Origin of the sequence: Sorangium sp. So ce381, assembly GCF_051473845.1 — a bacterium.
In the GTDB taxonomy this organism is placed as follows: domain Bacteria; phylum Myxococcota_A; class Polyangia; order Polyangiales; family Polyangiaceae; genus Sorangium; species Sorangium atrum.
Window position 1 is genome coordinate 12,685,539 of sequence record NZ_CP150336.1, and the last position, 13,687, is coordinate 12,699,225.

Consider the following 13,687-nt stretch of genomic DNA (forward strand, 5'->3'; position numbering starts at 1 on the left):
CGATCGGCTGTCCGAACGCGCGGCGCAGCGCTCTCAAGCTGCCGACAGCGTCTTGCCTGTCTCGAGCAGCGTCTTCAGATCGCTCAGGATGTAGCTCCAGCCTCCGCCGGCTTCCTTGATCGCGCCCGAGGTGATGGCAGCCGTCTTGGGCGCGTCGCCGACCTCGTGGGTCACGGTCAGCGACGTGATGCCGTAGGGGCTCACCTCGATCTCCCAGGTCAGCCGCCTGAACCCTTCCTCCTTCATCTCGGGATCCCAGAGGATGCGCCACGTCTGAACGAGCTTTCGCGGAGGGTCGGCCTCGATGACCTCTCCGTCGATGATGACCTTGGGGCCGCCGTGCTGGGCCATCTCCGCGTTCGCGAACGCCTGGTATTTGCCGCCGGGGCGCAGATCGTACTCCGCGCGGGCGCAGTAACCGTATTTCTCGATCCACTCGGGCTTCGTGATCGCATCCCAGACGGCCTGGGGCGTCGCCTTGATGTGGACTCGGTAGACGTGGACCGGCTTCTCACTCTTCGTCGTCATTGTTCTCCTCCAGCTGCTTCTTCAGATCGACGAGCGCCGAAATGCGCCCCTCCGTGTACTTGTCGATCCAACGATCGTGGATCTGGCGAATGGGGACCGGGTTCAGGTAGTGAAGCTTCTTCCGGCCCGATCGAACGGTGACGACGAGCCCCGCGGCTTCGAGCACACGAAGGTGCTTCATCACGCCGAACCGCGACATCTCGAGCTCGGACTCGAGCTCCGTGAGCGTGAGGCCGTCACGCGCGAAGAGCCGGTCGAGGAGGGAGCGCCGGGTGGGATCGGCCAGCGCCTTGAAGACGCGATCGTCGTCCGTCACCCCCTTGATATGTTACCAAATGGTCACCTGTCAAGGTCCGGCATGCTCGGCCGACGCAGATCCGGGGCGGACCGCTGCGGGTGCTCGGATGTAGGATGCGAGGAGCCGCGGCAGCTTGGCGCTCGCGCTCGACGACCGAGGGCATTGGCGCGAGGCGATGCGGTGACGCGGCTGGATCGAGAGCGGCCGGTAAGCGAGGCGAGGGGCGACCTCAGAAGCCTTCGCCGTTCTCGAGGAGCGACGGGCACTTCTCGCGGACGCCCGCGCACTCCTCAGGTGGCTGCAAGAGGTCGAAGTCGGACCCGCACGAGAGCGCCTTGAGGGTGCCAGCCATGGCGATCAGGCAGGTCTTGGCCTCCGCGACCGTGACGGTGCACCCCTCGAAGTCGTACGTGAAGCACCTGGTCGACGTCAGAGGTTCATTTGCAGAGATGAGGCACGCCCGCCAGATGGCCACGCACTCCTCTATCCCGGAGGAGTTGAGCAGTCCGACGAGATCGCACTGGTCTGCTTTCGCGAGCTTCATCGGCTGTTCGAGATCGTCGCACACCTGGTTGGCCTCTTGGCTCGTCAGCTCGCCGAGCAGCTGGTTCTCGTCGAGGGCGATCGCGGTCTCGCCCCCCTCGTCACCGCACGCCACGAGCGCGAGCCCAGCCGCCAGGACCCCGAGAAGCGTCATCCGTCTCATTCGAGCTCTCCTTGACAAGGAAGGTGCGCACGTGGCCGTTCAGGACCCGCAGGCACCCCGTTCGCCTGACGATACCCACGCTCCGCGCTTTCGGGCAGCGTCCCCAGCCGGATCGCCACGTCGGCATTGCGTGCCACGCGGTCGACCAGCTCGTCGGTGAAGATCAGAACGGCGACAGCGCGGGATGGCGCTCGAGGCGTGCCGGTCGCGTTCAGCTTGTGGCGGTGCTCGGCCCACCGCACGTCATGGCGTGCGCGCGGAGGAGGCGTGACGGGCGCGGCTCCTGACAGGGAGCTTTACCGCGATGGCGATGAGGCCAAGAGCCCCGGGCCGTTCCTGGCCGACCTCGTGGCGCTCAGCGCGCGCTTCGATGTCGTGGCGCCCGAGGACGATCGGTCAGCGGGGCGCTGGGTGACCTCAGGAGCCCTCGCCGCCGGTCTCCCCGGTGGCTACGATCTCCGGGCACTTCTCGGTGAGGGCCGCGCACCCTGCCGGGGGCTCCCCGGAGGTGTCGGGCGGCGTTGCGCACGTGATCGCCTTGACGCCGTCGGCCTGGGCCTTCATGCAGGCCTTGTACTCCGCCACCGTCGCGGTACAGCCCGCGAAGCCCTCGGTGGAGCACCCGCCGTCGCCCTGCGAGGGCTGCTCCGGGGCGCTCATGCACTCGGCCTTGGTGGCCTCGCAGTCACCCCCGAACGCGCCGGCGAACGCGCCGGCGACCTCGCACAGGTCTTCCTTCGTGACGGTGATCGACGCGGCGAGATCCTGGCACACCGCCTGGGAGTCCGCGGCCGTCAGCTGGCCGAGCTGCTTGCCGTCGAGGTCACCTCCGCTCTGGCTCCCGGTGTCCCCGTTGCCCCCGTCGTCGTCGCCGCCGCAAGCCGCGAGCGCGAGGCCAGCCATCAGCAATCCAAGAAGCTTCATCCGTGTCATCGAGCGCTCCCTCATCGAGAATGTTCACCAGCGTGTCCGCGCGGCGCTCGAGGACGGCTCCGCCAAGGAAGCGAGCGGGCTGCATCGTCGGCCGGGCAGGCGCGCGGGCCGGACCTACTACGACCGCGGTTCAATCTTTCTTCCTGCTGGAGAGAAATAGACGGCGGCCTCGGGCGCGAGCCCTGCCGCGCGCGGTCGAGGCGCTCTTCGCCCGAGTGTATCGGCGCGGGTCAGGGGGCGCGCCGACGTCTCGCCGGGCGTGAGGGTGCGTCCGGAGGCGCCGTCGGCTTCCCGTTGCGGCCGGCGTCCCACTGCGCGACCACGCGCTTCGGCGCCACGCGACGCCATGCGCCCACGAGCAGCTCTTCCAGGAGCGCCCGATCGACGCGGCGGAGCTCCACCCGCGTCCAGCCCTGGTGCCCCCACGGCGTCACGGAGAAGACGTCGGGCTGCGCCTGCACCAGGCTGTCTTGTTCCTCCAGCGACAGCTTGAGGACCGCGTGCTCCTCCGCCACCCAGTGGGTCGCGAAGATCTTCCCTCGCACGCGGAACGACGGTTTGCCCCAGTGGTCCTGCTCCTCGGCCTCGGGAAGCGACAGCGCGAGCCTCTGGAAGTCCTCGGAACGGAACGCAGAAGGAACATGCGTGGGAGGGGGAGGCGTGGAAGGCGTGGGAGACCCGCTCGACATGGTGTTCGCTCCTTCGAAGCTTATCCTGAAGAACGCGACGCCGGCGGTCTTGTAAAGATTTTACCCCGCCGCGGGCTCCTGCCAGCGAGAGGCCGAGCCGCGCGGCGGGGCGGGCGCTCCGCTCAGGAGCCTTCGCCCTCGCTCTCGTCTTCCTCTTCCTCTCCCTCGAAGAACGCCGGGCACTTCTCTTCGAGCGCGGCGCACGCCGCCGGCTTCTGCCCGATGTCAGCGAGCGTCGATTCGCACGTGAGCGCCTTGATGGTGCCTACTATGGCGTCCACGCAGGCCCTGACCTCCGCGACCGTGGCGGTGCAGCCGGTGAACTCGGACGCTCCGCACGAATCGAGCTCGCCCGTCACCTCGGACTCCTCCGCAGCGCTCATGCACGCCTGCTTGGTGGTCTCGCACTCGATTCCGAACAACGAGCCAACCACCCCCTCGGCCTCGCACTCGTCCTCCTTCGAGATCGTATCTGTCTGCGCGCGGAGGTCGTCGCAGAGGCCGTCGGCCTCCTCGGCCGTCAGCGCGCCGAGCTGCTTGCCTTCGATGTCGCTCCCGCTACCGCCATCGCCATCACCCTCATCACCGCCGCAAGCCACGAGCGCGAGACCAGCCATCAGAAACCCGAGAAGCTTCATCCGTGTCATGTCGAGATCTCCTTGAACGAGGACGTTCACCTCGAGCACACCCGCGGGGCCCTCCAGGCGACGCCACAGCGCCTGGAAGCGCCGGGCGCGGGCGCCTTCCGGGCGACTGCGCTGCTCAGACCGGTCTACGTTCGATGAGAGGATTCCTTTCCTCTCCGAACGGCGAGCGCAGCTTTTCCGCGCGAGCGCCGCCCGGGCCGCGTATCGGGAGTCCCACGTCCCACCCCGGCGCGCGCGACGCCCGGAGCCCCGAGGAGCGCTCGCCCGCTACGGGCTCATGCCGGCGACGTCGATCAGCGCCGCGCGCGTCCGGGTCGGGGTCGTCCCGCTGAACTGCTTCACGTCGCGCGCGAGGTGCGCCTGGTCGTAGTAGCCGAACCGCTGGGCGAGCTCCGCCCAGGTCCCCGTGGCGCCCGTCTTGAGGTGCCGCACCAGCCGGTCGAAGCGCACGAGCCGCGCGAGGAGCTTGGGCGGGACGCCGACGTGCTCGCGGAACAGGCCGATCACGTGCTTCTGGCTGTAGCCGAGCTCGCGCGCGAGGGCGCGCATGTCGACAGCGCCCCCGCGCTCCTCGATCCGGCGGAACGCCCAGGAGACCACGCCGACCTCGATCCGCGCCTCGTCCACGCGCTCGCCGAGCGCCCGCTCGATCAGGTCGAAGCGCGCGTCCCAGGTCGGGAGCTCCTCGAGGCGCTCCGCCAGCCGGGCGTGCTTCCTCGGGAGCAGATCGCGCGCCGAGATCACGCGCCCGGTCAGCTCCTCCATGGGCACGCCGAAGAAGAGCCGCGCCCCGATCGGGGTGAGGTTCACCTGGAGCCCGCGCTGGAACCCGTCGTGCTCGGTGATCGTGAAGGTGGCATCGAGGCCCGCGACGAAGCCGCCGGGGTGCGAGGAATGACGGCGATCGCTCCCCGCGTCGAACACGCGCAGCGGCGGTCCGAACTCGATGATCACGACGATCTGCGGCGCCGGGAGCTCTCGCCGCCGCAGCGGCCCGGGCGTCTCCTCCGTGTAACCGCTGTAGTCGCGGATGTAAGGGCGGAGGTGCGGCGCCGGGGGCCGCGTCGCGAGCTCCCAGCGGCCCTCACCGGAGTTGCCGCGGGCGATCCGTGCACGGGGCGCCAGCGCTTGCATCGCGGGGAAGGGTACCTGTCGATGCGGGCGCGAGCCAGCCGCGCGCGGGGCGGGGCGCGTCAGCGGATCGTCTTACAGCACCTCAGCCCGAGGTGGTAATTCGCGTGCCACGCGTCCTCCATCGGCTCGACGTGCCAGCGCGGGCTGTAGGCGCAGTGATCGGGGTAGGTCTCCCGGCCCTTCGGCCTCGGGGCGTCGTGCTCGCGGGCGACCTCGACGTAGAACCAGGCGCTCCCCTTGAGCTGGCTGTACAGCTTGCCGTCGTCGCGGTCGCGGCGGGTCATGATCTCGGCCACGTTGCCGTGCTGATCGAACACCCCGAACCGCGAGCGGCACGCGGGGAAGGACCCCGCAGGCTCGGTGTCGGTCGCGCAGGTCTGGTAGGCAGAGCGCGCGGTGTCGCCGTCGCACGGTTTGCCGTCGATGTCACGGTGCGGCGTCTGCGTGTGGCAGATGGCGAGATCGAGCTCGTCGCCGTAAGCGTACGTCCTCGGCTTGCCGCCCTCTGGATCGCCGCGGCACGCGAGGCTCCACTCGTCCTCGGTGCAGAGGCGCTTGCCCTGGAGGCTGCACACGGTCGCCGCCTGCGTCGGGCTCGCCCACACCATCGGCAGCTCGCACGGCTTGTTGGGGAACTCGAAGATGTCGATGCAGAACTCGGCCGACGCCGGCTTCCCGCGGCGGTACACGGGCACCATGTTCTCCTGGCCGCCGCAGCGGGCGCGCTGCTCCTCCGTCTGGAGGACGACGCCCCGGAGGCCCTCCAGGCACTGCTCCTTCGAGCGCGTGTGCCGCGCGAGCTCCTTGTTGCCCTGGTTGAGCCGGGCAGGCGAGCCGCCGCCGAAGTTCTTCTCCAGGAAGAGCTCCGGGTTCTTGAACTTCCGCTCTCGCTCCGAGAACTCCTTCAGCGAGAAGAGCCGCACCAGATCCTCGCGCGCCTCGTAGTGGATCGCCATCGGATCGCCGACCGCCCCGGGCGCGCCAGCGTCGCCGCCGGCCGCATCGGGCGCGCCGGCCTCGCCGGAGGCCCGAGGGGCAGGCGCCTCCGGGGCGGAGGCCGCCGGAACTGAAGGCGGCGCGGAGGCGCTGGCCGAAGGCGGCGCGCCGGCGTCGCGGCCGCGATCGGCGTCGCCGCGGGAGCAGGCGGGCGCGGCGGCGGCGAGCGCCGCCAGCACGAGGTGCAAGGGACGGGAGGGAGGGGGCAAGTGGAGCGAGCGGGGCACGTCGAGCTAGAGGGGCACGTGGAGCGAGATCAGAGGGCGGCCGCGATGATCTCGGAGAGGCTCGCCTCGTCGACGACGCCCGTCAGGTAGGCCGCGACCTTCCCTTGCCGGTCGATCACCACGAGGCTCGGCAGCTTGTCCACCCCGTAACGAGCCGAGGCCTCCTTCGCGTCGTCGATGAGGATCGGATACGAGAGGCCCTTCTTGACGGCGTACTGGCTGGCCACCTGGGGCGGGTCGTCCACGTTGATGCCGAGCACCACGAGCCCCTTCTTCTCGTAGCGGCGCGCGATCCGGTCGAGGATCGGCGCCTGGACCGCGCAGGGACCGCACCACGTGGCCCAGAAGTCCAGGATCACCGGCTGGCCCTTCAGCTCGGCGATCTGCATGCGCGCGCCGGGATCGCCGTTGGCCGCGACCGGCAGCGTCACGTCGGGGGCCTCCGCGCCGACCATGCCCCCGACCCCGGGCGCGAGGCGCGGCAGGATCACAAGTCCGAAGAGCGCGCTCAGGGCGATGAGCAACGCGACTGCAGGATAGAGAATCTTGCCGGAATTGGGCTGGGGTTCGGCCATACGGGCCCTGGGCTTCATAGCAAATCTTTGGGCCTACGTCCGAGCGGCTCTGGTACGGTCCGGCGCCTCGACCGGCCGGGCGCTTCGCCGCCTGGCACGGGGTCGGGGGCGCAGCGCGGCACGCCGCGCGACGCCGCCGCCTCCGGGAGGGGTCGGGGGCGCAGCGCGGCACGCCGCGCGATGCCACCGCCGTTCGGGTCACGTCGTCGCCCGCGCGCTGGAGGAACCATGCTCGATCGTCCGAATCTTTCACGAGAGAATCCCGCGGGGCCGCGCGGACGGCGCCCGCCGCCGGGGCCCCTTCCGGCCAAGCAGGCGGCCAAGTGGCCCCCCGATGACAACGATCTGCCCGGCGCCCCGCCGGCGCCCGCGGGCGGCGGCTTCGCGGACGACGGCAACTTCAAGCGCGGCCGGTTCAGCCCCGTGTCGATCGTGGTCGGCCTCGTCGTCGCGCTCGGCGCCGCGGGCGCCATCTGGCTCGGCGTCAAGCAGGACGGCCAGAAGATGACGGTCGACGCCGTCTCCAAGGAGAAGAAGAACATCTTCGTCCTGCCCAAGAAGGACCAGCTGCCCCTGTGGCGCAAGTGGGCCGCCGCGAGCTCCGAGCTGTCGCTCCAGCAGGAGGCGCTCATGCAGCTCGCGTGGGCCGACGACCCGGAGGGCGTCACGCACGCGCAGAACGCGCTCGCGCTCTCGGACCACCGCGTGAAGGGCGTCGCCGCGCAGGTGCTCGCGTACTACGGCTCGCCCAAGGCCGACGGCGCCAAGCACGCGCTGCTCGAGGCGCTCAAGGTCGCGGACGAGAGCGATCGGCCCCAGATCGTCTGGGCCCTCGTCGAGCTGAAGGAGCCCGCCGCGTTCAAGGACGCGATGGACCAGTACAGGAAGGGGTTCCTCTCGAAGGTCGAGCGGCTCGGCGGCGGCATCGCCTTCGACCCCGAGAAGCTCGCCGGCCTCGTGTCGCTCGAGGAGCTCTCGAAGCTCGCGACCGACGAGAGCTCCTCGGTGCGGCAGCTGGTCGCGACCGTCCTGTCGCGCAACGCCGAGCCCAAGTGGACGAGCGCGCTCATCACGCTCGTGAAGGACAAGGACGTCGAGGTCGCGCGCGAGGCCGCGAACGGCCTCGGGAGGATCGGCGACGAGACGGCGCGCGCCCCGCTCCTCGAGGCCCTCGCGAACGCCGACAAGACGAGCCGCCAGCGCTTCCTGGAGGCGCTGCGCGACGGCATCGGCGGCGAGGGGCTCGTCCTCGCGCTCGACAGCGTGAAGCAGGACCCCGAGGAGACGACCTGGTTCCAGACGAAGCAGATCATGGAGATGCTGCGCGAGCTCGCCGATCCTCGGGCGGCCGACCCGCTCGTGAAGTGGATCGAGGCCAAGAAGCCGCCGCTGCACTGGCAGGGCGAGGCGGGGACGCGGCTCGCCGAGGTCGGCGACATCCGCGCCGCCAAGTTCATCGGCGAGCGGATGCTGGCCGACCCGCTCAAGCTCTACAAGCTCGAGAAGTTCTGGGAGGCGGACGAGGGCGGGCACCTGTCGCGCACCGACCTGCCGCGCGTCGTCGGCGCCCGCATGCTCGCCGATCTCGCCGTGATCCACGCGGACAAGGCCGCCGAGCTCAAGGCCGCGGCCGAGGCCCCGGTCATCCTGTGGCTCAAGGATCGCCCGCAGCCGCACGCGAACGGCCTGCGCTTCCTCGCCACGGTCCGCTCCGAGAAGATCCTGAAGGACATGCGCGACTGGGCCTTCCCGACGGATCCGCTCCCCAAGGAGGGGCAGCAGCCGCCGTTCCCCGCGGCCTTCGAGACCGCGCAGAGCGCGCTCCGGTACATCGGGCGCATGAAGGACGAGCCCTCGTACCCGAAGCTCATCGATCAGTTCAGCCGCAAGAAGGACCCGAAGCTGGACATCACCCAGGACGCGCTCCAGGGCGCCGGGCTCGCGATGCTGGGGATGGCGCTCCGCGCGGTCGCCTACGGCGCGTCGCAGGGGCTCGCCGAGTGGGGCGATCCGCGCGCGGTGGAGAGGCTGACGAAGCTCATCGAGGACGAGACGTGGCACGAGGAGGCCCGCCAGGCCGCCTGCGAGGCCGTCGCCTGGTGCGCCGACGACAAGACGATGATCGAGGTGGCGAAGAAGGCGAAGGAGTTCGCGAGCAAGAAGGAGCCGCGCAAGCAGCTCATCGGCGCCTGCTACGCGTCGTCGCTCGCGCTCCGGCCGGTGCCCGGCGCGGCCGCCGAGCTCGTCCCGCTCCTCGCGGCCGACGTCGACCCCGGGGTGCGCATGGCCATCGCGCGCGCCATCGGCATCGGCGGCTTCGACGAGGCGGTGCAGGGGCAGCTGTTCGAGAAGCTGAAGGACGTCGAGGTCCGGAACGCCGCGGCGCTCGCGCTCATCCTCGGCGGCACGAGCGACACCGCGGCGCGGACGATCGCGATGTACGCCGACTTCGACAAGTCCGCGCTCGACGACCTGAAGGACCACTACTACCGCGCCTTCGGCTACTGGTCGGACGAGGACTTCAAGCGCGGCAACCTCTACCGGTACGTCGCGAACGCCGAGGCGATCACGCGGGTGAAGGTCGCCGATGCGCCGCAGGAGTGGGCGCGGCAGCGGCTCCAGGCCCAGTTCGACAACCTGAAGTACGACAACGGCCCGCACTCGGAGACGCGCGTCGTGCTGCGTTACCGGCTCTACCAGGAGGCCAAGAGCGGCGACGGCGCGAAGAAGAAGGGCGCGATCGACACGCTCAAGTTCATGAAGGAGAAGGGCGTGCTCATGGCGCTGCGGCACGAGCAGGGCGAGACCGGCGCGCTCGCGAAGCGCGCGTTCCACGAGCTCATGAACCCGAAGGCCACCGTGGCCGAGGACCTGAGCAAGTTCGCCCCGGCGAAGGCCGGGGGCGACGACACGCAGTAGCGGCGCGCGGTACGGCGCGGCCGATCTCGCGGACCGCGCCCGCGCACGAAGCCCCGGCGCGCGATGCAGGGGCGGGGAGCCCGGGAGCGCACGAGAGGAGGTCGTCCTCTCCGGAGCTCCCGGGCTTCCTGTTTTTGTGCTGGCAGCGCGCCCATTTCCGTCTCCGGCGCGTGTCGGTCTGGCCAGGGGGGCCGGGTGACCGGCGCGTGTCGGGCTGGACAAAACGCACGTTTCGGAAGAGTGTTCGCGCCGAGGTGCACTGTGCCTACCTGGCGTGATGAGCTCATCGAAGCCGTGAAATCGAAGGCGGAGCGCGAGGCAGAGGAGCTCGCGCGGCACAAGAAGCGGGTCGCCGAGGCGCTCGCGGCCGCGGAGTCGGCCGTGTCGCTGGGGGCCGAGTCGCTGAAGTTCGCGCACGAGAGGCTGCAGGAGAAGGGGCAGTCCATCGTGCTCACCCAGGAGCAGGACAAGCACCGGCTCGCGCTCGGCGATTTCAGCCTCTCCCTGGAGCTCCTGCGGGAGTCCGCGATCGTCCGGGTGACGTTCGGCGACGGCAAGCCGCGCGAGTTCGATTTCGCGAAGGACCGCCACATCGCGCCCGCCGACGTGGAGGAGTACATCGGCCGTCGCGCGCTCGAGCTGGTCCGCGCGGCGCAGAAGGCGTCGCCGTGGTGAGCGCCTGGCGCGCCGCGGCCCCGCTGTCGTTCCGCGCATGGGGTCTTCGCCGCGGCCTCGCCGCCGGCCTCCTCGCCGCGGTCGCCGCGTGCGCTCCGCCGGCTGCGCCGCCTCGCCAGCCTGCCGCGCCGCCGGCCTCGAAGCCTGCCGCGCCGGCGCCCGCCGCGCCGGCCTCGATCGAAGTCGATCCCGCCGCAGAGGCGCGGATCGCGGCGGACGTCGCGTACCTCGCGTCGCCCGAGCTCGCGGGGCGGGGGACCGGTGAGCCCGGCGCCGATCTGGCGGCCGAGTTCATCGCGCGCCGGTTCGCCGAGCTCAAGCTCTCGCCGCTGGGCGGGCCGGGGAGCGACGCGAAGGCGTACCGGCAGGGGTTCGACGCGCGCGTCGGCGCCGACGTGGCGCCCGCGGCCCTCGCGGTGCAGCGCGCGGGCCGGAAGCAGAGCGTCGAGGCCGGCAAGCTGGTCACGGCCGACGGGAGCGCGAGCGGCACGGTGTCCGGGGCCGCGGTGCTCGTCGGCCATGGAGTGACCGCGCCGGCGCTCTCCTGGGACGACTACGCCGGCCGGGAGATCGAGGGGAAGATCGCGATCGTGCTCGACGGCGTGCCCACGCTGGACGGCGGCTCGGGTGGAGCGGCGCACGGCGGCGCCGCGCCCGCGGGTCCGCACGGCGGTGCAGCTCATGCCGGTGCAGCCCACGGCGGTGCAGCTCATGCCGGTGCAGCCCACGGCGGCGCTGCGCCCGACGATCCTCACCATCCTGCGCGGCCGGCGGACGCGCTCCGCGACTTCGGCAGCGTCCGTTACAAACTCCGCACCGCCCGCGAGCACAAGGCCGCCGGGGTGATCCTTGTCGCGGCGGGCGACGAGCTCCCGCGGGTGCCGGACGACGCGGCGAGCATGGGCATCCCGGCCGTGGTGATCACGCGCTCCGCGGCCCGCGCGCTCTTCCCGGCGGCCGGGCTCGCGCCGCCGGTGAAGCCCGCAGGCGCGGCCCCGGAGAAGCAGGCGGCCGTGAAGCCGGCCGCGACCAAGGCCGCCGCGCCGAAGCCGCTCGACGGCACGACCGTCGAGATCACGACCAAGGTCACCGCGCGGACGGCGCCGACGTCGAACGTGATCGGCCTGCTCTCGGCGAAGGACGGCTCGCCGCACGCCGGTGAGTACGTCGTCATCGGCGCTCACTACGATCACCTCGGCTACGGGGGCACGTCGTTCTCGCGCGCGCCCGGCGTGCACGCGGTCCACCCGGGCGCCGACGACAACGCCTCGGGGACCGCGATGCTCCTGGAGGTGGCGCGGCGGTTCGCCTCGTTCCCCGAGCGGCCGGCGCGGAACCTCCTGTTCATCGCGTTCGGCGCCGAGGAGCTCGGCACCATCGGCTCGCGCCACTTCGTCGATCACCCGCCGGCCCCGCTCGCGGGGATGAAGCCGGTCGTGGCCATGATCAACGCCGACATGGTCGGCCGGATGCGGGACGACAAGCTCCTCGTCGACGGCCTGGGGACCTCGCCCGACTGGCAGCCGATCGTGGACGGCGCCGCCCGCGGGCTCGGCCTCACGCTCCAGTTCGGCGTCGAGGGCTTCGGCGCGAGCGATCACGCGTCGTTCACGGCGTCGCGCGTCCCGATCGCCTTCCTGTTCACGGGCGTCCACGAGGACTACCACCGGCCGAGCGACACGGCGGACAAGATCAACGCCGCGGGCGTCTCGCGGTGCTCGGTGCTCGCCGCGCGGATGGCGCTCGCCCTGTCGCGGCGCGACGCGCGCCTCGCCTTCACCGATCCGCCCGCCGACCCGCACCGCAGCATGCGCGGCGGCTTCCGCGCGTCGCTCGGCACGATGCCGGACTACGCGTACCAGGGGCCCGGCGTGAAGCTCACGGGCGTGCGGCCCGACGCGCCGGCCTCCCGCGCCGGCATGCAAGCGGGGGACGTGATCGTGCGCATCGGCGCCCACGCTGTCACCAACATCCACGACTTCATGTTCGCGCTCGGCGATCTCGAGCCGGGCCGCGAGGTCGAGATCGAGGTGGATCGCGGCGGGACCCGGGTGCCGCTCAAGGTCATCCCCGCCCCCGGCCGATGAGCCGGCGCCCTCGCCGCCCCGCGCCGCCGGTCGCGCCACCTCGACGGCGCAGGGCCCCGAGCGGGCCCTGCGCGGTCCGCCTCGCGTTCCTCTGCGGCCTCACTGCGGCGCTCCTCGCCTGCGACAGCCCGCCGCCTGCGGCGGTCGACGCGGCGACGCCCGGAGGGCCCGAGCGCGCCGGCGCAGCTGCGGATGCCGAGCCCGCGCCGCCCGACGCCGCTGCGGCAGAGCTGTCGGACGCCGCGGCGGCGCTGGCGTACACTCCGGCAGAGCCGCCGGACGCCGCGGCGGCGCTGGCGTACACCCCGGCGGAGCTGCCGGACGCCGGCGCAGCGATGTCGTACGCCGCGGCGGCGCTCGATGCCTCGGCGGCAGCCCCCGACGGCAGCTCGCCGGACGCCGCGGCGGCAGCGCCCGACGGCGGCGCGCCGGATGCCGCAGCGGAAGCCCTCGACGGCGGCGCTCCGGACGCGGGGCTGCCCGGCAGCTCCGAGGGGTGCCCGGGCGACATGGTCCTCGTCGAAGGCGACTACTGCCCCGTGGTCGATCAGATCTGCCTGAAGCACCACAAGGAGTACGAGAAGGACCAGGAGCGACGGGCGACGGCCTACAACGAGGCCGAGGGCCCGACCAGCGTCAGCGAGCGGTGCCTCGAGTACAGGCGGCCGACCGAGTGCCTCTCGAAGAAGCGCGCGCCGATGAGGTTCTGCGTCGACCGGTACGAGTGGCCCAACAGGAAGGGCGAGCTCCCTGCGGTGCTCGTCTCGTGGCGCCAGGCCGTCAAGGCGTGCGAGGGCGTCGGCAAGCGCCTCTGCACGGAGGACGAGTTCAACTTCGCCTGCGAGGGCGACGAGATGCTCCCGTACACGTACGGCTACGCTCGCGACGCGACCAAGTGCAACATCGACCGGCCCTTTCGCCAGCGCGAGGTCACGCTCTACCACTACGAGCGGTGCATGCGGCACCCCAAGTGCAAGGCGGAATTCGAGCGGCTCGATCAGCGCAAGCCTGCGGGCTCGATGCCGGCGTGTGTGTCGCCGTTCGGCGTCTACGATCTCAACGGCAACATCAACGAGTGGGTCGTCCGGCCGGGCCACAAGTCGCCGGAGCGAAGCGGGCTGAAGGGCGGCTGGTGGGGCCCCATGCGCGGCCGCTGCCGCCCGACGGTGGGGTTCCACAAGGAAGAGGACTACGGCTACGAGCAGGGGTTTCGTTGCTGCAAGGACGCGGCTCCGCGGTGAGCGCGCCGTGGCGCGTCCTTTTTGAGGGGCGC

The 13,687-nt window shown here is 71.5% G+C and carries 13 protein-coding genes; 4 read left to right on the forward strand and 9 right to left on the reverse strand.

Annotated elements, in window-relative coordinates; genetic code table 11:
- Positions 1–33: 33 nt before the first annotated feature.
- The 9 genes from WMF29_RS47720 to WMF29_RS47760 form a co-directional block, all read right to left on the reverse strand.
- On the reverse strand, positions 34–528 hold the full coding sequence (locus WMF29_RS47720; protein WP_437326670.1) for an SRPBCC family protein: 495 nt from the start codon (positions 526–528) through the stop codon (positions 34–36).
- Entirely contained in the window at positions 512–844 is a 333-nt protein-coding gene (locus WMF29_RS47725; RefSeq protein WP_272096821.1) for an ArsR/SmtB family transcription factor, read from the reverse strand. The genes WMF29_RS47720 and WMF29_RS47725 overlap by 17 nt, the downstream gene beginning before the upstream one ends.
- 211 nt (positions 845–1,055) lie before the next feature.
- The gene (locus WMF29_RS47730; protein WP_437326671.1) at positions 1,056–1,532 is read right to left on the reverse strand and encodes a hypothetical protein; all 477 of its coding nucleotides are present in this window, start codon (positions 1,530–1,532) and stop codon (positions 1,056–1,058) included.
- A 417-nt stretch (positions 1,533–1,949) separates the two neighbouring features.
- Positions 1,950–2,465, reverse strand: a complete 516-nt coding sequence (locus WMF29_RS47735) for a hypothetical protein (RefSeq protein ID WP_437326672.1) — start codon at positions 2,463–2,465, stop codon at positions 1,950–1,952.
- A gap of 230 nt (positions 2,466–2,695) precedes the next feature.
- Positions 2,696–3,154 carry an MmcQ/YjbR family DNA-binding protein gene (locus WMF29_RS47740; RefSeq protein WP_272096824.1) on the reverse strand — a complete coding sequence of 153 codons (459 nt, stop codon included), beginning with the start codon at positions 3,152–3,154 and terminating at the stop codon, positions 2,696–2,698.
- Positions 3,155–3,276: 122 nt separating this feature from the next.
- Positions 3,277–3,801: a hypothetical protein gene (locus tag WMF29_RS47745; RefSeq protein WP_437326673.1), complete on the reverse strand. Its 525-nt coding sequence runs from the start codon at positions 3,799–3,801 to the stop codon at positions 3,277–3,279.
- A 267-nt stretch (positions 3,802–4,068) separates the two neighbouring features.
- On the reverse strand, positions 4,069–4,935 hold the full coding sequence (locus WMF29_RS47750; RefSeq protein ID WP_437326674.1) for a helix-turn-helix domain-containing protein: 867 nt from the start codon (positions 4,933–4,935) through the stop codon (positions 4,069–4,071).
- Positions 4,936–4,994: 59 nt separating this feature from the next.
- Positions 4,995–6,110 carry an SUMF1/EgtB/PvdO family nonheme iron enzyme gene (locus WMF29_RS47755; RefSeq protein ID WP_437331253.1) on the reverse strand — a complete coding sequence of 372 codons (1,116 nt, stop codon included), beginning with the start codon at positions 6,108–6,110 and terminating at the stop codon, positions 4,995–4,997.
- Positions 6,111–6,187: 77 nt separating this feature from the next.
- Positions 6,188–6,733 carry a TlpA family protein disulfide reductase gene (locus WMF29_RS47760; protein ID WP_437326675.1) on the reverse strand — a complete coding sequence of 182 codons (546 nt, stop codon included), beginning with the start codon at positions 6,731–6,733 and terminating at the stop codon, positions 6,188–6,190.
- A gap of 228 nt (positions 6,734–6,961) precedes the next feature.
- Between WMF29_RS47760 and WMF29_RS47765 the strand changes: the two genes are divergently transcribed.
- The 4 genes from WMF29_RS47765 (at position 6,962) to WMF29_RS47780 (ending at position 13,655) form a co-directional block, all read left to right on the forward strand.
- Positions 6,962–9,652, forward strand: a complete 2,691-nt coding sequence (locus WMF29_RS47765; protein WP_437326676.1) for a HEAT repeat domain-containing protein — start codon at positions 6,962–6,964, stop codon at positions 9,650–9,652.
- A 294-nt stretch (positions 9,653–9,946) separates the two neighbouring features.
- Positions 9,947–10,327 carry a hypothetical protein gene (locus tag WMF29_RS47770; RefSeq protein WP_272096831.1) on the forward strand — a complete coding sequence of 127 codons (381 nt, stop codon included), beginning with the start codon at positions 9,947–9,949 and terminating at the stop codon, positions 10,325–10,327.
- On the forward strand, positions 10,324–12,414 hold the full coding sequence (locus WMF29_RS47775; protein WP_437326677.1) for a M20/M25/M40 family metallo-hydrolase: 2,091 nt from the start codon (positions 10,324–10,326) through the stop codon (positions 12,412–12,414). Before WMF29_RS47770 ends, WMF29_RS47775 begins: the two co-directional genes overlap by 4 nt.
- A complete protein-coding gene (locus tag WMF29_RS47780; RefSeq protein WP_437326678.1) occupies positions 12,411–13,655 on the forward strand; it encodes a formylglycine-generating enzyme family protein in 1,245 nt (414 codons plus the stop codon). Before WMF29_RS47775 ends, WMF29_RS47780 begins: the two co-directional genes overlap by 4 nt.
- The last annotated feature ends 32 nt before the right edge of the window (positions 13,656–13,687 follow it).

Coding starts and splice junctions, on each gene's coding strand:
- WMF29_RS47735 (WP_437326672.1), bottom strand. CDS start 2,465: ATGACACGGATGAAGCTTCTTGGATTGCTGATGGCTGGCCTCGCGCTC.
- WMF29_RS47720 (WP_437326670.1), bottom strand. CDS start 528: ATGACGACGAAGAGTGAGAAGCCGGTCCACGTCTACCGAGTCCACATC.
- WMF29_RS47765 (WP_437326676.1), top strand. CDS start 6,962: ATGCTCGATCGTCCGAATCTTTCACGAGAGAATCCCGCGGGGCCGCGC.
- WMF29_RS47745 (WP_437326673.1), bottom strand. CDS start 3,801: ATGACACGGATGAAGCTTCTCGGGTTTCTGATGGCTGGTCTCGCGCTC.
- WMF29_RS47740 (WP_272096824.1), bottom strand. CDS start 3,154: ATGTCGAGCGGGTCTCCCACGCCTTCCACGCCTCCCCCTCCCACGCAT.
- WMF29_RS47760 (WP_437326675.1), bottom strand. CDS start 6,733: ATGGCCGAACCCCAGCCCAATTCCGGCAAGATTCTCTATCCTGCAGTC.
- WMF29_RS47780 (WP_437326678.1), top strand. CDS start 12,411: ATGAGCCGGCGCCCTCGCCGCCCCGCGCCGCCGGTCGCGCCACCTCGA.
- WMF29_RS47730 (WP_437326671.1), bottom strand. CDS start 1,532: ATGAGACGGATGACGCTTCTCGGGGTCCTGGCGGCTGGGCTCGCGCTC.
- WMF29_RS47750 (WP_437326674.1), bottom strand. CDS start 4,935: ATGCAAGCGCTGGCGCCCCGTGCACGGATCGCCCGCGGCAACTCCGGT.